Source organism: Planktothrix sp. (genome assembly GCF_046067725.1).
Classification (GTDB): Bacteria; Cyanobacteriota; Cyanobacteriia; order Cyanobacteriales; family Microcoleaceae; genus Planktothrix.
Map to the genome: position 1 here is coordinate 1 of NZ_JBJUDF010000248.1, position 20,717 is coordinate 20,717.

General features: G+C 39.8%; 22 protein-coding genes. 10 read left to right on the forward strand and 12 right to left on the reverse strand.

The features are described from left to right. Positions 1-190 precede the first annotated feature (190 nt). Positions 191-1,498, forward strand: a complete 1,308-nt coding sequence (locus ACKPEB_RS15365; protein ID WP_408965807.1) for an ABC transporter substrate-binding protein — start codon at positions 191-193, stop codon at positions 1,496-1,498. A 95-nt stretch (positions 1,499-1,593) separates the two neighbouring features. Continuing rightward, positions 1,594-2,478: a PhzF family phenazine biosynthesis protein gene (locus ACKPEB_RS15370; RefSeq protein ID WP_408965828.1), complete on the forward strand. Its 885-nt coding sequence runs from the start codon at positions 1,594-1,596 to the stop codon at positions 2,476-2,478. 160 nt (positions 2,479-2,638) lie between these two features. On the opposite strand, the gene ACKPEB_RS15375 is transcribed toward ACKPEB_RS15370, so the two are convergent. Genes ACKPEB_RS15375 through ACKPEB_RS15385 form a run of 3 tightly spaced genes read right to left on the reverse strand, consistent with a single transcriptional unit; the run spans position 2,639 to position 3,797 of the window. Further along, entirely contained in the window at positions 2,639-2,887 is a 249-nt protein-coding gene (locus ACKPEB_RS15375) for a hypothetical protein (RefSeq protein WP_408965808.1), read from the reverse strand. A 48-nt stretch (positions 2,888-2,935) separates the two neighbouring features. After that, positions 2,936-3,553 (reverse strand): hypothetical protein, encoded by a 618-nt coding sequence (locus ACKPEB_RS15380; protein WP_408965809.1) that lies wholly within the window; start codon positions 3,551-3,553, stop codon positions 2,936-2,938. Beyond that, positions 3,546-3,797: a TIGR02450 family Trp-rich protein gene (locus ACKPEB_RS15385; RefSeq protein ID WP_408965810.1), complete on the reverse strand. Its 252-nt coding sequence runs from the start codon at positions 3,795-3,797 to the stop codon at positions 3,546-3,548. The genes ACKPEB_RS15380 and ACKPEB_RS15385 overlap by 8 nt, the downstream gene beginning before the upstream one ends. A 250-nt stretch (positions 3,798-4,047) precedes the next feature. Here ACKPEB_RS15385 and ACKPEB_RS15390 point away from each other — a divergent pair, with 250 nt between their 5' ends. Further along, positions 4,048-4,641 (forward strand): peroxiredoxin, encoded by a 594-nt coding sequence (locus ACKPEB_RS15390; RefSeq protein ID WP_408965811.1) that lies wholly within the window; start codon positions 4,048-4,050, stop codon positions 4,639-4,641. Between the two features lie 116 nt (positions 4,642-4,757). Beyond that, the gene (locus tag ACKPEB_RS15395; protein WP_408965812.1) at positions 4,758-5,315 is read left to right on the forward strand and encodes a peroxiredoxin family protein; all 558 of its coding nucleotides are present in this window, start codon (positions 4,758-4,760) and stop codon (positions 5,313-5,315) included. On the opposite strand, the gene ACKPEB_RS15400 is transcribed toward ACKPEB_RS15395, so the two are convergent. After that, on the reverse strand, positions 5,296-5,928 hold the full coding sequence (locus ACKPEB_RS15400) for a DUF4241 domain-containing protein (RefSeq protein WP_408965813.1): 633 nt from the start codon (positions 5,926-5,928) through the stop codon (positions 5,296-5,298). The genes ACKPEB_RS15395 and ACKPEB_RS15400 overlap by 20 nt on opposite strands. Positions 5,929-6,303: 375 nt before the next feature. Here ACKPEB_RS15400 and ACKPEB_RS15405 point away from each other — a divergent pair, with 375 nt between their 5' ends. After that, positions 6,304-7,653, forward strand: a complete 1,350-nt coding sequence (locus tag ACKPEB_RS15405; RefSeq protein ID WP_408965814.1) for a 1-acyl-sn-glycerol-3-phosphate acyltransferase — start codon at positions 6,304-6,306, stop codon at positions 7,651-7,653. 116 nt (positions 7,654-7,769) lie between these two features. On the opposite strand, the gene ACKPEB_RS15410 is transcribed toward ACKPEB_RS15405, so the two are convergent. Beyond that, on the reverse strand, positions 7,770-8,444 hold the full coding sequence (locus ACKPEB_RS15410; RefSeq protein ID WP_408965815.1) for an MBL fold metallo-hydrolase: 675 nt from the start codon (positions 8,442-8,444) through the stop codon (positions 7,770-7,772). 70 nt (positions 8,445-8,514) lie between these two features. Here ACKPEB_RS15410 and ACKPEB_RS15415 point away from each other — a divergent pair, with 70 nt between their 5' ends. Then, a complete protein-coding gene (locus ACKPEB_RS15415; protein WP_408965816.1) occupies positions 8,515-9,996 on the forward strand; it encodes a site-2 protease family protein in 1,482 nt (493 codons plus the stop codon). A gap of 24 nt (positions 9,997-10,020) precedes the next feature. On the opposite strand, the gene ACKPEB_RS15420 is transcribed toward ACKPEB_RS15415, so the two are convergent. Beyond that, positions 10,021-10,179: a hypothetical protein gene (locus ACKPEB_RS15420; RefSeq protein ID WP_408965817.1), complete on the reverse strand. Its 159-nt coding sequence runs from the start codon at positions 10,177-10,179 to the stop codon at positions 10,021-10,023. Positions 10,180-10,771: 592 nt separating this feature from the next. Here ACKPEB_RS15420 and ACKPEB_RS15425 point away from each other — a divergent pair. Together ACKPEB_RS15425 and ACKPEB_RS15430 are read left to right on the forward strand one after the other, a co-directional pair. Further along, positions 10,772-11,776 (forward strand): phosphoribulokinase, encoded by a 1,005-nt coding sequence (locus ACKPEB_RS15425; RefSeq protein WP_408965818.1) that lies wholly within the window; start codon positions 10,772-10,774, stop codon positions 11,774-11,776. Positions 11,777-11,932: 156 nt separating this feature from the next. Beyond that, complete coding sequence (locus ACKPEB_RS15430; protein ID WP_408965819.1) at positions 11,933-12,430, forward strand: DUF3122 domain-containing protein; 498 nt, start codon at positions 11,933-11,935, stop codon at positions 12,428-12,430. Positions 12,431-12,461: 31 nt separating this feature from the next. Here ACKPEB_RS15430 and ACKPEB_RS15435 read toward each other — a convergent pair whose 3' ends face one another. The 4 genes from ACKPEB_RS15435 to ACKPEB_RS15450 all read right to left on the reverse strand — a co-directional run bounded on the left by ACKPEB_RS15435 (position 12,462) and on the right by ACKPEB_RS15450 (position 14,512). Beyond that, positions 12,462-12,794 (reverse strand): hypothetical protein, encoded by a 333-nt coding sequence (locus tag ACKPEB_RS15435; RefSeq protein ID WP_408965820.1) that lies wholly within the window; start codon positions 12,792-12,794, stop codon positions 12,462-12,464. Between the two features lie 115 nt (positions 12,795-12,909). Continuing rightward, positions 12,910-13,281 (reverse strand): hypothetical protein, encoded by a 372-nt coding sequence (locus ACKPEB_RS15440; RefSeq protein ID WP_408965821.1) that lies wholly within the window; start codon positions 13,279-13,281, stop codon positions 12,910-12,912. A gap of 154 nt (positions 13,282-13,435) precedes the next feature. After that, complete coding sequence (locus ACKPEB_RS15445) at positions 13,436-14,131, reverse strand: hypothetical protein (RefSeq protein ID WP_408965822.1); 696 nt, start codon at positions 14,129-14,131, stop codon at positions 13,436-13,438. A gap of 120 nt (positions 14,132-14,251) precedes the next feature. Beyond that, on the reverse strand, positions 14,252-14,512 hold the full coding sequence (locus ACKPEB_RS15450; protein WP_408965823.1) for a hypothetical protein: 261 nt from the start codon (positions 14,510-14,512) through the stop codon (positions 14,252-14,254). Between the two features lie 318 nt (positions 14,513-14,830). Here ACKPEB_RS15450 and ACKPEB_RS15455 point away from each other — a divergent pair, with 318 nt between their 5' ends. Further along, complete coding sequence (locus tag ACKPEB_RS15455; protein WP_408965824.1) at positions 14,831-15,169, forward strand: helix-turn-helix domain-containing protein; 339 nt, start codon at positions 14,831-14,833, stop codon at positions 15,167-15,169. Next, positions 15,170-15,805, forward strand: coding sequence for an ImmA/IrrE family metallo-endopeptidase (locus ACKPEB_RS15460; RefSeq protein ID WP_408965825.1), 636 nt, complete (start codon positions 15,170-15,172; stop codon positions 15,803-15,805). It begins immediately after the preceding gene. Between the two features lie 50 nt (positions 15,806-15,855). Here the strand turns inward: ACKPEB_RS15460 and ACKPEB_RS15465 are convergent, their stop codons facing one another. Continuing rightward, positions 15,856-18,099, reverse strand: a complete 2,244-nt coding sequence (locus ACKPEB_RS15465; RefSeq protein WP_408965826.1) for a cation:proton antiporter — start codon at positions 18,097-18,099, stop codon at positions 15,856-15,858. Positions 18,100-18,108: 9 nt separating this feature from the next. Beyond that, positions 18,109-20,340, reverse strand: a complete 2,232-nt coding sequence (locus ACKPEB_RS15470) for a PP2C family protein-serine/threonine phosphatase (protein ID WP_408965827.1) — start codon at positions 20,338-20,340, stop codon at positions 18,109-18,111. Positions 20,341-20,717 lie beyond the last annotated feature (377 nt).

The following is a 20,717-nucleotide window of genomic DNA, read 5'->3' on the forward strand; positions in this document are numbered from 1 at the left end:
TTGCAAAACAAGCTAGGGGAGGGCATCCCCAAAGTAACGCTAATGGACTAGAAACCTCTACTCTTCTTGGGGAAACCCTGGTCGCAGCACGTCTCTAGGTCGAAGTTAGAATCTCAGCGTCTTCAGACCTGAGAGTGTCAAACTAATTGAGGGAATAAAATTCACCTCGATTCGTTAATTTTTAAATCAAATGAAACAATTAAAATTTTGGAAACGGTTGGGTTTGTTATTCGTTTTAGGTTTATTTTTGAGTTGGGGTGTCAGTTGCTCCACCTCTTCCCCAACCTCTCAAAACCGTCAGCCAGAAATTGAATTTTGGACAATGCAACTGCAACCCCAATTTACCGATTATTTTAATCAACTCATTGCCAATTTTGAAACCGAAAATCCAGGGTTAAAAGTGAAATGGGTAGATGTTCCTTGGTCTGCGATGGAAAGTAAAGTATTAGCTGCGGTTGCGGCTAAAACTGCCGCCGATGTGATTAACTTAAATCCTGATTTTGCCGCGTTATTAGCGGGACGAAATGCTTGGTTAAATCTCAATGATACCGTTCCTGAAAGCGTTCAATCTCAATATTTACCGAATATTTGGCAAGCGAATAAAATAGAAGTTTGTCCGAATAATCAATGTCAAACCGTAACCTTTGGAATTCCTTGGTATTTAACAACTCAAATTACAATTTATAATCAACAACTCTTGCAACAAGCGGGAATTTCTCAACCGCCAAAAACCTATTCAGAATTAGCACAAGTCGCCCAAAAAGTCAAAGAAAAAACAGGGAAATATGCGGTTTTTGTGTCTTTTGTTCCAGAAGATTCGGCTCAAGTGTTACAATCTATCGTTCAAATGGGAGCAGAATTAATCGATAATAAAGGGAAAGCAGCGTTTAATACTCCTCAAGGGAAAGCGGCTTTTCAATATTGGGTTGATTTATATCAAAAAGACCTACTTCCGAAAGAAGTTTTAACTCAAGGACATCGCCGTGCTATTGAATTATATCAATCTGGAGACATTGCTATCTTAACATCGGGGCCACAATTTTTAAAAGCAATTGCTCAAAATGCGCCAACGGTTGCTAAGGTTTCTGTTCCCGCGCCTCAAATTACTGGAGATACGAAAAAAACCACCGTTGCGGTGATGAATTTAGTCATTCCGAAATCAACCGATGTTCCTGAAGCTGCTGTCAAATTTGCTTTATTTGTTACTAATAGTACCAATCAACTCGCTTTTGCTAAAGCGGCTAATGTTTTACCATCAATTCAGGATGCTCTTAAAGATAGTTATTTTACCACTCTTCCCGCTAATCCAACAACGGCGGATCAAGCTCGTTTAGTCAGTGCACAAGAACTGAAAAATGCCCAAGTTTTAATTCCCCCTCAAAAAGATATTAAACAGTTGCAAAAAATTATTTATGATAATCTACAAGCTGCGATGTTGAATCAAAAAACTGTTGATCAAGCGATCGCAGATGCTGAAAAAACCTGGAATGAAAGATAATCAGTGATCAACTGTAGGGGCGAGGTTTTCTCGCCCATCCCCGTTAACAGTAAAAAAAATTAAGATTAAACTTTGTAACAAAAATGATAGATTCTATAAAATTCTCCATTGTTGATGTTTTTGCGGAAATCAAATATACCGGAAATCAATTAGCCGTGATTTGGGGTGACGGAGTTGAGTCGTTATCCGATGAAGAAATGCTCAAAATTGCCCAAGAAATGAACTATTCAGAAACAACCTTTATTACTGCTTCTGAACCTGAAAATGGCGGTTATCCGGTGCGAATTTTTACCCCTAAACGAGAATTACCCTTTGCAGGTCATCCCACGTTAGGAACGGCTTATATTATTCAACAGGATATCATTAAAACCTCCGTTGAACAAGTGATTTTAAATTTAGCTGTGGGTCAAATTCCGGTGACGTGGAAAACCTCAGAAACCGGAAAACAAATTCTATGGATGCGACAAAATCCTCCTGAATTGACTCAAATTTATGATCGGGAAGTATTAGCATCTGTATTAAATTTGCAAGGATCGGATTTTGATGAACGTTATCCTATTCAAGCAGTTTCTACGGGTATTCCTTTTATTATTGTTCCGTTAAAAACGCAATCTGCATTAAAACAAGCTCAGGTTAATTTTGAACACTATTCAGAGTTTATTCAAACCACAACGACGAAAGAAATTTTTATGTTTTGTCCCGAAACTTATCACCCGGAGCATCATCTTTGTGCTAGAATGTTTGCACCAGCTTTAGGAGTTCCTGAAGATCCAGCAACGGGAAGTGCTAATGGGTGTTTAGCCGGATATCTTTCCCATTATGCTTATTTTGGTTCCGATCACGTTAATATTCAGGTTGAGCAAGGATATGAAATTGATCGTCCTTCTTTACTGTTATTAAAATCTCAAAAAATAGGAGATTTAATTCAAGTTGAAGTCGGGGGAAATGTGGTTAAAGTTGCTGAAGGAAGTTTAGTTTAATTCAAGAAACCGGGTTTCTAATTAAACCTACTTGCATTCATAAATATCTATTAAGAAACCCGGTTTCTCAAGAAATCGGGTTTCTGATTAAGACTGCTTGCATTAATGGAGATCTATTAAGAAACCCGGTTTCTGATGGCGATCGCATTTTCTAAGCATTTTAATCTAAATTCACTTTAACCTTAGTTTCATCCCAATTATTTTCAATTTGCCAATTCGGATCTTTATTTTGTTGAAAATCAGTATTAATTTTATCAGCAACTTGATTGAGTTGCTCGGAAGATAAACCTTCCTGACTTTGGTGATCTCCTTGAGATTCATCGCTATTAATACTAACAATTTCTAACGGTTTTCCTGAGTCTGGAGAAGGATGAGACGGGGAAGAATGTTGAGGGTCGGGTTGAGACATTTTTTGCTCCTTGAAAACATCTACTATTATTGTAATCTTGATCGGTTATTAAAAGGGTAAATCTTCTTCAAATTCCGAAGAACTTTCTAAAGGTTGAGTTGGTAAAGAAACCAAAGATTGAGCTTGTTTAATTTGAGCAAATAGAGAAGACCGAGAGTGTTTTCGTTTTTGAATTAATTGATCAATCTTATATTTTGCTTTCAATTCCTCCCGTTTTTCTTTCGGTAAAGGGTCATAATCCGGTAAAAAATCTGCTTCTGTGACAATGGGAACCCTGGGGCCTAATTTTTCAATCGGCATTTGAGGAAGACGATCTAAAAAATAATCTCGTCTATTTCTAATTTGTTCAGATTTATTCTGAATTTCAGTTAAAATTCCTAGAATTTGACTGAGATGATGGCGAGATAACGCTAACTGAATCTCAAGACTTTCTAAAGGCAGTCCTAAGCTTTGAACTTGTTGTAAAATCTCTGAAGGAATATGACTTAAATCTACAGGTTTAACCCTTGCATTTAAACGGATTAAAGCTTGATGGATCTGAGTTTGAATCTGATCAATTTTTTCTCGGTTTTGAGGTTCAGAAACCGGGTTTTCTAATAAATCTTTTAACTCTTGGGTGGCTTGTTGCAAAAGGTTTAGACAAGCTTGAAGGTGGGAATCATTCATAGTCTTCAATGTCTTGGAGTTCCTGGGTCGATTGCCATCCGGGTTGCCAAAGAGAACGATCTTTGAGTTGTTGAGCATTTAACCAAAATCTCACCGTCGGGTCACAGGAGGCGACCAGTTCAGCAAAGACCCATTTTCCTTGATTTTTCCGGTTCACCACTTGAAAATGTCGCCAACCCCAGGTTTTTTGATGGGCTGTCCATTTTGATCCTAATAGATAAGGGAATTTTTGCTTTTTGGCCATGTGGGAAGTTGGGTGATAGGTTGATTGTGCCAGACGGGTTACTTTTTTGCCAAGGTCAACGATTAACTCGCCTCATCGGGTTTTCGCCTAAGACCCCGATGCGACTTTTTTGTGACATCTTGTCTAACTGTAGTCATTTCGAGTATGATATGATTGTAATAAATTGTAAAACAATCAAATAATCCGGGTTAAAATAATCCTGATTGTTTTGAAACCAACCTTACCATCGTCAGTTTAAGGAGTATTATTCATGGCTGAGTGCCTGCGTGTTGGCCAAGTCGCCCCCGATTTTAAAGCAACGGCTGTTGTTGACCAAGAATTCAAAGATATCTCGCTGTCTGACTATCGGGGTAAATATGTGGTTCTGTTTTTCTACCCCTTAGACTTTACCTTTGTTTGTCCCACTGAAATCACCGCTTTCAGCGATCGCGCCGAAGAATTTACCAAACTCAACACTCAAATTCTGGGCGTTTCTGTAGATAGCGCTTTTTCTCACTTAGCTTGGATTCAAACCGATCGCAAATCCGGTGGAGTCGGCGATCTGAACTATCCTTTAGTGGCTGACCTGAAAAAAGAAATCAGCACCGCTTACAACGTTCTTGATCCCGATGCTGGAATTGCTCTGCGTGGTTTGTTCATCATTGACAAAGAAGGGGTAATTCAACACGCCACGATCAATAACCTGGCTTTTGGTCGTAACGTTGATGAAACGCTGCGGACACTGCAAGCACTTCAATATGTTCAAGCTCACCCCGATGAGGTTTGCCCTGCGGGTTGGAAACCGGGTGAAAAAACCATGATCCCCGATCCCGTCAAATCCAAAGAATTCTTTGCTGCGGTCTAAGATGACTTCTTGATCGACAAAGCTTTTTAAACCCGTCTTTACCATTGGCTAAAGGCGGGTTTACTCTATTTTAGAGATTGTTTTAAACTAAGAGAAGTTGCGCACTAGAAACTATTATGCTGACTTCTAACGATTTTAGTGGTTTAATTAATCGCCGATTTTGGGATAACTTTTTTCCGATCCCAGCCACCAGTGATTTACGGTTAGGGCTCAAAACTCCAGATTTTCAATTACCTGATATTACCAACGGTCACTTGATTCGGTTATCTCAATTTCGAGGCGATCGCCCAGTGATTTTAGCCTTTACCCGAATTTTTACAGAAAAACAATATTGTCCCTTTTGTTATCCCCATATTAAGGCACTGAACGAGCAGTATGAAGAATTTGTTAAACGGGGAGTTGAAGTTTTAATGATTACCAGTACCGATGAACGCCAAAGCAAAATTGTTGTTAAAGATCTAGGGTTAAAAATGCCATTGCTGAGTGATCCTAGCTGTGGCATTTTTCGATTGTATCAAGTGGGGCAAGCGTTGGGTGCACCCTTACCAGGTCAATTTGTTGTAGATCAAAACGGTATCCTGAAATATAAACATTTGTTTTCTTTTTTTGATCACAATGCCAGTATTAAAACCTTACTTGAAGTGATCGATCCACTCACGACTCAAACAGTTTAAAATCAGTGACTAAACAAACGATATTTTCTTCTTGATCATAACCCCAATAGGAAGGATAGCAACCGTCACCCCAACCGGAATGAAAAGCAATAATATTCAATCCGGTTGATTCATCTAAACAAAAATTAGCCCAATCCCAAGTATCAAGATAGGTTTGATCTAACGCTTGATCCAAGCGATAATAATAATCTTCAAACTCGCTTTCTGACAGGGAAGATAACTGTTTTAGTGCGTCCCCATCTATAAAACATCCAGTTCCTGAATCGACAGAATAACCCCATTCTTGATCGCCTTGGGAAGATAGAGCTAATTCCCATCTCACCGCAGGTTGATCCCGAATGACTAACATCGCATAGGCGACTCTTTGTTCTTGTCGCTCATGAAAGGTGGCAATACTCAGTCTAACCGGATAACGACCCACAGGTAGGGGATGGGTTAAACACAGATGGGGGGTTACGGGGACTAACGGATCACAAACGGCGACTTTTCCAGAGGTAAATACTAATTCACCGATGGGGTGGACAGAATAGGTGACTTGAGCAGTATCTTGATCCAAAGTAGTGTGAAAACAATAACCATTATGGAATGCTTGAGTTAAGTCAGTGGCGTTCATCTTGTCTACCTGCCTTTTAATAAAGAATAGAATGATTTGTCCCTTTAAAGGAAACCGTTTTTAGGCGTAAAGTTCGGTTGTCATTGTAACGAATTCTGGGTAAATTTTAGAGATTGACAGAACGATTCAAGAGTTTTATGATAATATGTTTTCCCTAATTTCGATTGAGAAGTCCTAAAGACAACACCTGGAGTCAAAAAAACTGGGAAAGATTAAAAATTCTAAGTCTAAATGTTATGCTGAATAGTTAAGGATCACCAACGCTGGCATATAAAAATTATGGGATGATTAAGTTTTGATTGTTTTATCCTGTTACTGACGATTGGGGAGATGCAATAAGCTTTAATACTTATTTATTTTTTGGAAATAAAATTTATGGTTAATCTGATTACCAATCTACAACCCACGCTAGATTTTATCCCCCCTAATTTTAATCCTTGGGTGTTAAAAGCTTGTCAATGGGGGGTTCCGTTTTGGATTCGATGGAAAACACCAATCGTTGAAATTAAAGGAGAACAAGTAGAACGATTGGTTGATTTATATCAACAGTTTCAACAGGGAAAAATTCGATTTTTATTAGCCTTTCGTCATCCTAATACTGATGACCCATTTTGTATGAGTCAATTGTTATGGCGATGGGTTCCTGAAATGGCAAAACAACAAAGAATTGCTTTATCTGCTCCAATTCATGCTCATTTTATGTATGATCGAGGCATTCCTTTATGGGCGGGAGAATCGGTGTCTTGGTTATTTCCAAAATTAGGAGGAACACCGATTTTAAGAGGAAAAATGGATCGATTAGGATTACGTTCTGCGAGGGATTTATTTGTTAATGGTCAATTTCCCCTAGCGGCGGCACCGGAAGGAGCAACTAATGGACATAATCAAAGTATGAGTCCTTTAGAACCTGGAATTGCTCAATTAGGATTTTGGTGTGTTGAAGATTTAAAAAAAGCCGAACGAACTGAAGAGGTTTATTTAGTTCCCATTGGAATTCAATATTTTTATATTCAAGATCATTGGGAAAGGTTAGAGCAATTAATTTCTGCATTAGAAAGAGATTGTAACCTTCCAAAAATTACCGAAGATTTAACAACTGAGTCTCTCTATGGGCGTTTAATGCGGTTAGGAAACTATCTCTTAGATACGATGGAAAATTTTTATCGTCAATTTTATTATCGAAAAATTCCTAATGATGAAACTCTGGATTTTCCTGAACGTTTACAACGATTATTAGAAATGGCTTTAACGGTTTCTGAAGAGTATTTTAACCTTAAACCGATGGGAGATTTAAGTAGTCGTTGTCGTCGTTTAGAACAGGCGGGATGGGATTGTATTTATCGCTATAATCTTAAAGGAAATGACAACTGGTCAGCCGTAGAGTTAGGATTAGGGGATCGGGTTGCGATCGAAGCAAGTCTGCGAATGTGGAATATGAGATTAGTAGAAAGTTTTGTGGCGGTAACAGGTCGTTATATTCGAGAAAATCCAACGTTTGATCGGTTTGCAGAAACGACTTTAATTGTTTGGAAAACGGTTAATCAATTAACCGGAAAACGCTCGATTCAATCTCCAAATTTAGGGAAAAAGCGAGCTCAATTAATAGTGGGTGAACCGATTTCTGTCACCCAACAATGGGAAGATTACCAAAGCAATCGCCGTCAAGCCGTTGCAAATTTAACTTTGGATTTACAGAAAGCTTTAGAACAAATGATTGAATTTTAAGGGATAGGGAATAGGGAATTACGAATTACGAATTACGCATGGGCAATAGGCAATAGGCAATAGGCAGCAGAAATTTCTTCCCTCGCTCCTCTTCTTCCCCTGCTCCCCCTGCTTCCCTACAAAATAGCTTGACTTAACAAATAGGCTTCTAAATCTAGCAGGGCTAATTTTTCATAAGCCTGATTCATCAAGCGTTCTCCTCGTAATGCGCCTGTATTTGCACCCGGACAAATTGAGTGTAAGCTATCAGAATTAAAGCGTTCTAATATTAAGCGAATACTTTGGATTTGTCGTGGCCAATGAAAGGTTTTAGCGGTGCGTAGGGGAATGGGTTGACCTTGAAGATTGGGTAAGAGATGACGCCCAGTGAATAAAACCCCTCCGTGACGATTAAAATAAAGACAGGATGAACCAGGAGAATGTCCGGGTGTCCAAAACACTGAACTTTGGGAACTTAAGGTGAACTGTGTCTCAAAGGTTGTTACCGTTGACTCAGGTAATAAATAAGCTTCTTGTTCTTGGATGAGAATCTTACACCCGAATTTCTTTTGAATTTCTTGTGCTGAACCAATAGCGTCGCGATGAGTAATGAACAACCATTCAACTCCTCCCTGTTGTTCTAAAAATTCTTGATCAGTTTGATTCCAGGGGGGAGCATCGATCAAGATGTTCATCTGATTCTCTACAATAAAATAGGCAGTTCCTCCCAATGTGTCCCGGTTAGGTGGAAAGGCATAAATATTATCCAGCACAAGCCGGGGAAGTTTAGGGACAGAACGCTCCTGTGACATATCGTTATGATCAATTTTTAAGATTCAATTTTTGATTTTAAGCGAATTTGTTGATTCAATTAAAACTACAATGGTTATGTTATTTTGGTTACTGGTTTTAGGGTTAATGACCTACTGGCTACTCCAGCGAGGTGTAGCTCAAATTACGCAAACTCCCATTTGGTTGCTGTGGTTGGTGATGATGACTCCGGCTTTCATTTGGGGAATGTGGATTTTTGTTTATGATCAAAAACCGATTCCTGCGGCATTAATCATTATTCCGTTTATTGCTTGTCCCTGTTTATATTGGTTTTTAGTGCAGTGGGGTCGTTTCCCTTCACCCACATCGCCACCTGCATCGAATACCCCAAACCCAACGGAAGCACCTCTCCCTCAAGAACCCCTGAGTTTACCTCGTCCTTTAGATCAACAAGAAGAAGAAACCCTGCGGAGTTGTTTTCCTTGGACGGTTTTTCCCCTACATCACGTTGAATATCGATTACAAGCGGTGATTTGTCGAGGTCAATTACGGTCAAATCCTGATATTGCTTATCGAACGATTCGAGATAATATTCAAGCTAAATTTAAGAATCGTTTTATTATTGTATTTCAACAGGATTTAAAAGATCAACCTTTTTTTGCCTTGGTTCCCAATCCTGATCAAGCGCAGTCGGAAAATTTTTTAAAAACCGATTCCTTAACCCGTCCTGTTTTAGCGTTAGCTTTATTATTGATTACGTTATTTACAACAACGGTAGCGGGTGCAGAATTAGAAAATATTCCCCTCACAAGTTGGCAGAATCAACCTCGCTTATTATTAGAAGGATTGCCCTATAGTTTAGGGTTAATAATGGTTTTAGGATGTCATGAATTAGCTCACTATTTAACGGCTATTCGCTATAAAATGAAAGTCACTTTACCTTATTTTTTGCCGATTCCGTTTTGGTTAGGAACCTTGGGGGCTTTTATGCAAATGCGATCGCCTTTTCCGAATCGTAAAGCATTATTTGATGTGAGTATTGCTGGGCCTTGGGTGGGATTTATCATCAGTATCCCATTATTAATTTTCGGCTTAAATCAATCAGCCGTTGTTCCCTTTGATCCGAAAACTTCGGGATTTTTAAATTTTGAATCGGTGAATCCTAGTTTTTCTTTTTTATTAACAGTCTTGAGTAAATTAACTTTAGGTGATGCTTTAACTTCTGAACAAGCTATCCATTTACATCCAATGGCGATCGCTGGATATTTAGGATTAATTGTCACCGCGATTAATTTAGTTCCAGTGGGACAATTAGATGGAGGACATTTAGTTCATGCCATGTTTGGTCAAAAAACCAGTTTAACCATTGGTCAAGTGACTCGATTTTTAATCTTAATTTTAAGTTTAATGCGGACTGAATTTATACCCTTAGCGGTGTTTTTATTCTTATTTTCTGTACAAGACGAACCAGCTTTAAATGATGTCAGTGAGTTAGATAATATACGGGATATCATCGGTTTTTTAACCTTGTTTTTATTATTGTTAATTCTATTACCCATGCCTTCTACTGTTGCTCAATGGTTAAACTATTAAAAGGGTTGATGCTCCCAGTCAGTATTAAACAGCTTGTTTGCTGAAGCGTCCCACGTGCCTTAAGGCTTCTAAAAACGCATAAACCCCTCGCAAGATTTCCCAGACTTCAAATTCAGGGCTAGTGGGTAAACCCAATATCCGCTTGTCCGGTACGGACTGGATTTTCCATTTCTGGAGTATCATCTAAGTTTGATCAGGACAACTCCTAATTCTGTTTCCAAGGTCGCGATCGCATGACTGACGGTAGATTGGGTTGACACTGCCCAGCCTGAAGGCGTGGGGATTCTTGGTTCAATGAAACCATTTAATCAAAGTACCTTGCAGTGCTTGAACCAGAGGTGGGATTCTCCCCAAGCGTCAATTCGGATATGCCCTACCCTATTACCTATCGATGTTATCCGTTGATTATTGATTGTACAGGAAATAAAGTAAGTTTAGCTTCTAAAAACTCCCAAATTCTTCTGTTTCCCGACCCGACTACAAAACTTTTTTCTGGATCTCTTTACCGAATACCCATAATTTGCAACTATATTCAGATTAAGCCTTGTAGGGATGATCCCCTTCTGGTAAAATCAGGAACAAAAGTTAGTATTAAATACTTAGCTTGCCTAAGTGCAAGGCCTTCTGTCAGTCGGGACTCTGTTCACTACCCTAAGTTGAGGTTTATTTCACCTAAAGGTGAGGTAAGGACTCAACGATCCTGGCGTTGGTGATGGTTTTAATACTCAAAATTCAATGATTAAATTGTCAACAGTTTCTTTTAGGTTAGAGGAAGATGGGAAATAAGCCGGATCGCGTGGTTCTAATTGGCGTTGCTGGAGATTCTGGGTGCGGTAAATCAACCTTTTTACGTCGAATTACAGATATCTTTGGAAAAGATTTTGTAACGGTTATCTGTTTAGATGACTATCACCTTTTAGATCGAAAGCAACGTAAAGAAACCGGAATTACGGCTCTAGATCCTAGAGCTAATAATTTTGATTTAATGTATGAGCAAGTCAAAGCTCTTAAAAATGGTGTTTCTATTGATAAACCCATTTATAACCACGAAACTGGCGAGATTGATCCGCCTGAACGGATCAATCCGAATCATATTATCGTGATTGAAGGGTTACATCCGTTATATGACGAACGGGTGCGCTCGTTACTTGATTTTAGTGTCTATCTTGATATCAGCGACGAAGTTAAAATTTCGTGGAAAATTCAACGGGATATGGCAGAACGCGGCCATCGTTATGAAGATGTTCTCGCGTCCATTAATGCTCGTCGTCCTGACTTTGAGGCCTATATTGACCCTCAAAAACAATATGCTGATGTGGTGATTCAAATTCTGCCCACCAACCTGATCGCTGAAGATAAAGAACACAAAATCTTGCGGGTGCGTTTGGTACAGAAAGAGGGTGTGGAAGGACTCGAACCGGCCTATTTGTTTGATCAAGGCTCAACCATTCACTGGACACCTTGCGGACGTAAACTCACCTGTTCTTATCCGGGTCTGAAAATGTTCTATGGGCCGGATGCCTACTACGGAAATGAAGTGTCTATCCTCGAAGTCGATGGTCAATTCGATAACTTGGATGAAATGATCTACGTGGAAGGACACTTAAGCAACCTATCTACAAAATATTATGGGGAAATGACCCATCTCCTCCGCGAACACCAAGATTATCCGGGTTCCAATAATGGTAGCGGATTATTTCAGGTGTTAGTTGGCTTGAAAATGCGGGCAACTTATGAACGCTTAGTCGGTGTTAATCAAAAAGTTGCAGCCACTGTCTAATTGTTTGACGGTTCGTCATTAGCTCAAACCAACATAACGCGGGATAAAGTGATCTCGCGTTATTTTTTATCTGAGGGAATAGAAGATAGGAAACCACCAGATTATTGTGAAAAAATTCCTAAATTATCAAGGATTAAAAACTCATCTATTAAAATTATGTTGAGATTGTTAACTCGAACTCTGGTTATTGGGATCACTTTATTTTTCCTCATCTTAAAAAGCCCATTCTTGACCCTAGAATCTGCAAATGCAGCGATTCTAAAACAACAAGAAGCCCCCGGACAATTGTTATATCAATCTCGTCATACCTTACGGGATGAAACCGGGAGAGCTTGGCAAGTTGTTTTGTTTAAACGAGTACAGAATGATCAGATTAATACCATCAATTTACGCTTAGTGGGATTTCCGAATCAGGCTGTATTTCTTCATCCTAAAGGGTTAGAAATCATCACTCGTCAAGGACGACTTTTTCAAGCCATAGATCAATTTGCTGAAAAGGCCCCTGCTCCTAATGTGGGTGAATATAATCTTCAGGAGATTCTACCCAAATTGTCGTCAACAGAACAAGTTCAGTTAAATTTACCATTAGTGGATGAAACCCGGATTTTAACTCTTCCTCCTCCTATTATTTTAGAATGGAAAGAATTGATTTAACCGGAGAGCAGATCCAAGAAAAAATCTAAATTTAGAGATTGGGACGGTTTAGAAAATGTAAATCTAAAACTTTTTTAACGGATTCCGTTAACACTTGAACTTGATTTTCTCCTAAAGTTTCAGGAGTATTGAGTTTGGGTTCTGATGCCATTTCTGTTAAGTAAGAATAAATATCAGGATTAACATCACAAAACTCAATAATTGCTTCTGTAACAGATTCAATCCGCTCAGGTTCTGGTTCTTTTTCAGAATCATTCAGAAGGGTTTCTAATCGGGTTAAATCTTTTAAAACCTCTCCTTGGAACATTTCAGGCTTATGAGTAATAATTTCAGAAAAAAAGGTAATGACTTGTTCAGATTTCATAAAACTCAGTATCCTTACTAATATTTACAAACTGTTTTTAAGACTAGATTACCAAAATTAGGTTGAAAATGGCAATAAAAAATGGCTCTCCTGTACTTAGGGTGATAACGCACGCTTATAATCCACTCTTGTCAAGCTTTCCAGCCTTAAGGATGGCAAAAATTTGTATCATAAAATACTTTTTACACCCTGCATTCGGGAGAGCCTTTTTAGCGATCGCTTGCAAAATTTTTTGACAATTTTGACAACGATTTCCTTCCCAACAATAACATTCTTTAACCAAATTCAGCAATAAACTTTGCAGTTGTTGATTATGGTCTAATAAAGCTTGATAATTTTGTTGAACAGATTGAATAACTAGAGATAAATGCTTAAAATCTTCCCCAATATTTTCTAAATCCTGCATCGTGTCTTGACGGACTTGATTTGTGAATTCACGGGTTTTTAGTAATTGATACTCAATCTTATCGGAAGGGTGTAATTTCATGTTTTTTTCCTTAAAACGAAAAACTAACAGCCGTGAACCGTGAACCTTAAAACATCAGTCACTTTCTATCAAAATAGGTGAGATCAGGGCGGGAAAATAACCTTGATTCAGATAGCCCGCCTGATCTAATATTGGGGAAATCCTTCTAAAATACTTACCCAGAAACTTGGGTTAAAGCTGGAGGTAATGCAACATCTTGTCCTGAATTTAACATTAATTCCGAATGCTCTTCTCCTTTTGCATAAGCCGCCATTAAACAAGCAATTTCATGAGGCGGTAAATTATCTAAACACACCATTTTTCGGGTTCCTTCCAAGTCAATCATCCGCGATAAATTACTCGGATCAGATAAAACTGCCGCCGCTTGTTCAATAACAGACCAATCCGTGCGTTCTTGCCAAGACCATTTTAAACTATAATAATTAATGGGTTTAACTACTCCATTTTCATCAGGTTTTTGACCCGAATGTTTGGTGAATTCAGGAACAAAAATTCCCGTTGCTGGTTCAACTCCTTGCGCTTGAACTGAAGCCACTAAACGATTAAAATCACTTAATCCCCGTGATTTTACATAAGTTACCATCACCACTCCTTTCGGTAGTTCTCCTGATTCCGCAATGAACCAAATTTGACCCCATAAAGTGTGTTGAGTTTGTCCTAAACTGCCAAAAAATTTGCTAAATTTGAGGATGGTCATAGAACATTTAGAACCATAATCTGTATCCCCAATTGTCCATTGTCCCGCTTGACAATTATTACGAACGGCAATTGGAATTTCTGGAACTAATAATGCTTCTTTGGGTTTTGCACCAAAAACAGTAAAGGTTGATCGTTCTAATGTTTTTGTCATTTTATTTTCCTGTATTTTCTCAAGTTTTGATAGAAGAAACCGGGCTTGTTTTTCAAATATTGATCGGATTCATTTTTAAGGAACCCGGTTTCTATCCAGATGTATTAATTCAGCAATTTTCTATCGAATCAAATGGGATTGTTTTTCAGGTTCAGGATAATGATACAAGGCTTCTTGTTGAGCTTTAAGAATGCGTAAAGCTGCTAATAAATGCTCTAACAAATGGGTATGGGCAGTGGTAAAATGAATGCTAAATCCCTCCCCATCCCGTGCATAACCCGGACATACTAACGATGCTGAACCTTGTTCTTCATGGGTGGCAATATAAAGCCAATCCTCGTCTTCTAATTTGTAGTGAGTATCTGTCCAAGTTCTGAGCATGGCAGTTTTCCTCCTGTATCGATTTTGGGTTTTGACCCAAACCTCAATCCCAAATTGATCGGGTGGTGGGTTCACCCCATCAACGTTGAATCATCAGCGTTTTACTACAAACGGACTCTAGGTCGCTTGAGTATTGAACTTTTATTCAACTAACCCGATCTTAACCAGTGTTGACTCAATCGTCAAGTCCGAGTTCAAAATTTTTTCTCCAGATTGTCCAATCTCTACCTCCTTGGGAGCGTGTAAGGAGTAGACTGGTTGTAGCGGGTTGAAATTTTCTTCAAACCAGCATAAGATGGGAGTCAGGAGGAAGTGACTGTGGAACAAACCTTTGGAAAGCTAATTCGTCAAGCTCGCAAGGAGAAAGCCTACTCACAGCGCCAGTTAGCGGCATTACTGGAAGTAGATTTCACCTATTTATCGAAGTTGGAGAATGATCGGGCGGACTACCCACCGAAAGAAGATGTGATCAGAGGGTTGGCGCGGAATCTGGGTTTAGATGAGGAGGAATTAATCTTTTTAGCCGGAAGAATTCCTCAGCATTATGAGAAATTTATCAAAGCTAATCCCAAAAGTATGACGGCCTTATTCCGCCGAATGCAGGAAAACCCCAACTTTGCCCAGCAAATTTTTGAGGCTGTGCGGGAGGTTGAATAAGTGAGTGTCCTAAAGCCGTATCGCTTTTATCGTCGAGAGTCGATTGAGCGTCGGGCGTTGGAGATCTTGCGGCAGATGCAAACCACCCCTAATTTTTCCCCAGAGTGGCCGTTTGAGGCTTCTTTGGTGGCAGATTTCCTCGATTTAGGAGTGGTTTGGGATTGCATTCCCCCCGATGAACAGGGGGCGATCGCGGCTCGAATTTTGCCAACGGAACGACTCATCGAAATTAACGAGGAAATTCAAGAAAAACCCAAGGGATTTATTGAGTCTACCATTGCCCATGAAATCGGTCATTGGGTACTTCATATTAATCATGATCAATTGGAGTCAGGGGCGTTAAAATCTTCAGACAATCGATTCGATGAACCTTTTGTTTGTCGAGGAGCGACTGAAGAATCTCATAAGGCTTCCATTGAATGGCAAGCTCAATATTTTGCCAGTTGTTTATTAATGCCTCGCCATGTGTTAGAAGAAAAACGTCAAGGACGAGATTTAACACAATGGCGACACCTCTATAAAATTAAAGATGAGTTGGGGGTGAGTATTTCTAATTTAACGAATCGTTTACAAGAATTAGGTTGGATTTCGATTCCTAAAGGGGAACGCACCATCTACCCAGGAAAAGCCGCCTAACTCTGGTTCCAGGGCTTCTGCCTTGGATTCAGGTGGCTTTGTAGAACCTCTTAAACCTTACTGATAGGGCGTTCTTGCATTAATTTTTCTACCTCTTCTAAGGAAGTTTTTAATAATAACACATCTCCGGCTTTTAACTTGAAAGATTTATTCACCCATTTATAAAGATTTCCTTGTCGTCTAATGGCAATAATTCCTGTGAAATTATCGGCTAATTCTTCAGGAGTTAAAGATAAATCTATTAAAGGGGAGGTTTCATCTAAAGGAACCCAACGAATCCCTTCTTGGGTTAACCAAGATTCTTGATCCATTAAGGTTTTAAACAGATCAATTTCATCTTTTGAACCAACGGCTAAAACTCGATCATTCGCTTGAAATTGAGTATTGGGCGTGGGGTAATTTAACTTTTGGTTTTCCCGTTCAATTTCCATAATTGTTACCCCGGTGAGGTGACGAATATTAGCCTTAGCTAAGGTTAATCCGACTAAGGGAGAATCCGGGTGAATTCCGATCCAATGGGTGCTTAAATTTTCGGTTGCTTCTTGTAATGCTCTTAATTCTAAATTCGTGATTTTTTCAGGAATAACGCTACGATATCGTCCAGCACGAATTGACCGAATCACTGATTGAATAATATCAGTATCTTTCCCTAATATTCCTAATACATTTGCCCCAATTTCTAACGCCGCTTCAAATTCGGGTTGTACCACTTCCCACGCGCCTAATTGATTTAAAACTTCGACTTCCATATTTTCATGGGCGCGCACCACAATTTTTAAACCTGGAGCGAGGGATAATGCTCGTTGTAATAACATTCGGGTACTGGCTGGATCTGGAAGGGTGATCGCTAATGCTAAAGCTCGTTCTAAATGAACTTTTTCTAAGACTAAATCTGAATCAGCATCGCCGAAAATATAGGAGATTTTTTGCTGTCTTAATCGTTGAATAGCAGCCTCACTATTTTCAATGACTAATACGGTTTGTCCTTGATTTCTCAGCATATTAACTAATACTTGTCCGACCCGTCCATAGCCAGCAACGACGACATGATTTTGTAAAGTTTCGGGAAGGGCGATCGCTTTAACATCTCTAAATTTCTTTAAATAATCACCAATTCGGGGTAAGGTAACAATTTGATCAGCGAACCGAGGCGCCATTTTTAATAATACAGGAGTTAAAACTAATGTAATGGCAGTAGTGCCAATTACTAAAAAATATTTGTTCTCACCTAAGATTCCTAAATCAAAGCCTTCTTGAGCTAAAACAAATGAAAATTCTCCGATTTGATTTAATCCTAAACTGGCAATAACAGCCGTTTTAAAAGAATAGCCAAAACCCAAAACAACAGGAGCAACAACTAAGGCTTTTCCTAACATTACCATTAAAACTAAACCTAAAATCACCCCTAAATTATTGAAAATTACTAAAGGTTCAATCAGCATTCCAATGGAGACAAAAAATAAGCTGGCAAAGGTATCTCGTAAGGGTAAAACTTTAGCTAATGCTTGATCAGAATAGTCAATTTCTGCAATCATTAACCCAGCAATAAAGGCTCCCATTTCAATGGATAAGCCTAAAGCATCGGTGAGTAAGGCAACCCCCAAACATAAAGCAATCACCCCTAATAAAAACAACTCAGAACTTTCTGTAGCCGCAATAGTTTTCATTAATGGAGGCACTAACCAAACCCCTGCACCGATAGCAAAGGCAATAAAAATAACTCCTTTTAATCCTGCTTGTAAGAGTGCCATTCCTAATCCCGATCCGGGTTCACTTAATGCGGGTAGAATCGCTAACATTAAGCCTAATGCCAAGTCTTGAGCAATTAAAATCCCTAACATAACTTGACCGTGAGTGGTATTAGTTTCTCCTCGTTCAGTTAAAGTTTTCAGAACAACCGCCGTAGAGGATAAAGATAATAAAAACCCAATAAATATTCCTTCTATGGGTGTTCTTGACCATCCTAATATTAGGGAAATTAAAGCAATTAAACCCGTCGTTATCCCGATTTGTAATAAACTTCCTTTAATTGCAATATCTTTGACTCGTTTGAGTTCGGTAATTGAAAATTCTACCCCTAGAGCGAATAGCAAAAAAGCCACACCCACTTCGGCTAAAGATTGGATTTGATCGACATCTTTAATTAATTTAAAACCAAAGGGGCCAATAATTAAACCGCTTAATAAATAGCCGAGTAAAACAGGTTGACGCAAACGATTGGCGACAAATCCCCCAACGGTTGCTGACCCTAAAGCCGTTACTAAATCTAATATAAATTTGGGTTCACTTGACATAATCAGTTATCAGTTATCATTAAGGGGCTTTGCTTTACACTGTGCTTTTTGTGTCACATTTGGGGTAAAGTCAGGAATCAAAGAGCGATTAACCTCTTCTTGCTGTAACCAACCGACATCTCCGACTTTTAGGGGTAGGGGGGTTGTTGGAGCAAAGTTTGAAGAATTAGAGGGTAAACCCCCAGAATCAACCTCAGAGGGACTTTGATTCAGAGGTTGTTCCTCCGCCAGAGTTGGAAGCGAACAAATTTTGGCTTCTATCCAGGTTCCCAGTTCAGGGGTAGACTGTTTTTGCTGAACTTGGAATACTGTACCCGGTGGTACCATTCCTTGGACTGTTGATTTCCCAAATTCCTTGAGGAGAATAATCGGCGTAGAATTAGAAGCCGACGTTCCCAATTGAATAAAAGATTGTAATTTCAAGCTATTGATCGGGGAAGGTGAAGGAAGCTGTGTTGGAGTCACAGCAGGACTCACAGTCGGGCTAGGGGTAGCAGGGGTGGGTGCTTGTGCTTCCGGGTGATTGGAATTGAATAAACCCAAGCCATAGAGCAACGCTGCTAAAATACCGAGTAAAATTGCAATTCCCAACAACAGCAACCCAACCCTAAACACTGGTGCTGATGTCGGACGAGCGCGACGAGCAATTTCCGTTTCCATGGATGAATCATCTGCATTGCTGGTTTCTGTAGAATCATCCCCCGATCCATCATTGAAGGGAATCACAGGAGGTACAGACACTTCCTTGAGAGAGTCACTATCATCCTTGGGAAAAATTTCAATGAATAACAAGGCAACCGTGACGTTATCATGACCATTTTGAGTATTCGCAATTTCAATTAAGCGATCGCGAATGGTTGCTAAATCTGCTTCTCGATGCAGGACAGGTAAAATTTCCGTTTCCCAATATTGTTCAACCCGATCGCGATCACTTAAGCCATCAGAACATAATAAAAAGACACAATCTTCATCGATGGGAAAACGTTGTACTGTAGGATGTAGCGTTACTGAAGATGTAATGCCTAACGCTTGAATCAGTGCTCCAGAAGCTCCTTGTTGCAGAGCATCGCGATACAGAGCACAGCCTAAACGTACCTGTCGAGAGGCGACATCATCATCCACCGTCACTTGATGACAGCCACTCGAACCAATCCAATAGGCGCGACTATCTCCTAAATGAGTTAAATAAATTTCATGAACATGAGCTAAAGCCATCACCAAGGTTGTTCCCATGCGTTCTCGACCTTGGCGGTTTTCATGATCATTGCGTTGACAAATCACGTCATTGGCAATGCAAGTGGCTCGTTTTAATTTTGGAACTAATGATAAGGGATCCCAATTAGCTTGATGCAGGGGCATTTGTTCCACCTGCTGACGTAAAACATCAATGGCCATAGAAGATGCCACTTCTCCGCCATATTGTCCGCCGATACCATCACAAACCAAAGCCAAGGCAGGTTCTGTGAGGGCCACTCGAATCGGTGCTTTTCCTTGGGGATAGCAAGCATCTTCATTATGGGAACGAGTCGGCCCGGAATCCGTTCCCGTGACAATTTCAATTTCTCGATGATAAGCTCGTCCACAAATCGAGAGGGCTTGATCCAATTGCTGGATCAGTTGCGTTGAAGTGCGTAACTCTCCGTTCACGATCTGATGGGTGAGTTGTTGGAGAAATTTTTGAATCCGAGGATGTGCACTTGGAACCCACTGTTGCCAAAAATAGCCCAACTGCGTTAGAGAAAGATTATGTAGATCTAAACTTAATTGTAAGAGTCGGACAAACGGGCCTTGTACCCGTAGCAAATCTGCATCCAGCAAACTTGAAGCCACCGCTTGACGGCTCAAGGGTTGCCAAAGTTGAGCCATCTGCCAGAGCCAATTGAGTTGGCGCATGGCACTTGCATCGGGCCATAGGGCGGTTAAGGTTGGCATTAAGGTTTCCCCATGCGGCGCAATTGGCCCTTTTTCTAACAGAAGGATGGATTTATTTTTGACCCCTTTTGTTGGATAGACAATTCCATAGACCTGCGGAATGTGCAACCGATAGGAAAATAATTTGAGATAGGGAGCAATTTGATCGGAAATCTCGCTGGGAATTTCCGGCAGCAATTCGGGTCGAGTATCAACCACAATTTTGCTGCTTTTGAGGAGGTAGCGATCTGCGATCAGCGTTTCCGAAGGCAACGCTTCGAGCTCTTCACCTACAGCCCACAGATAGTGTTTTGCCACAGCATTTTGCATTATTGTTCCTCACGCCTCTGTTGCCACTCAATGATCATCGTCTAAAATTAGGGTGGTTTCCAGTCGGAAGTACCCTTTATCAAGACACGCGATCGACGAGTCAAGACTGTGATCATGATGTTTTTACGCTACAACAGGATTGCGTTTCTTGTTATAGATTATCTAACAGATCAGCGTTCCTCTCTACCCCATTGGTACGAGATGAAAACTTGACACTCCCCCGTCACAGCGTAGCTTGACGGGGGATTCTTGTTTCATAGAAGAATGCTTTTTAATGCAAGCACTAATTAGTCTTACATCCTCTCCACAAGCTTGAATTTCCGTATGCCCTACGGTATTTGTTGACAGGATTCTTATACCCTCTTCCCGAATATTTC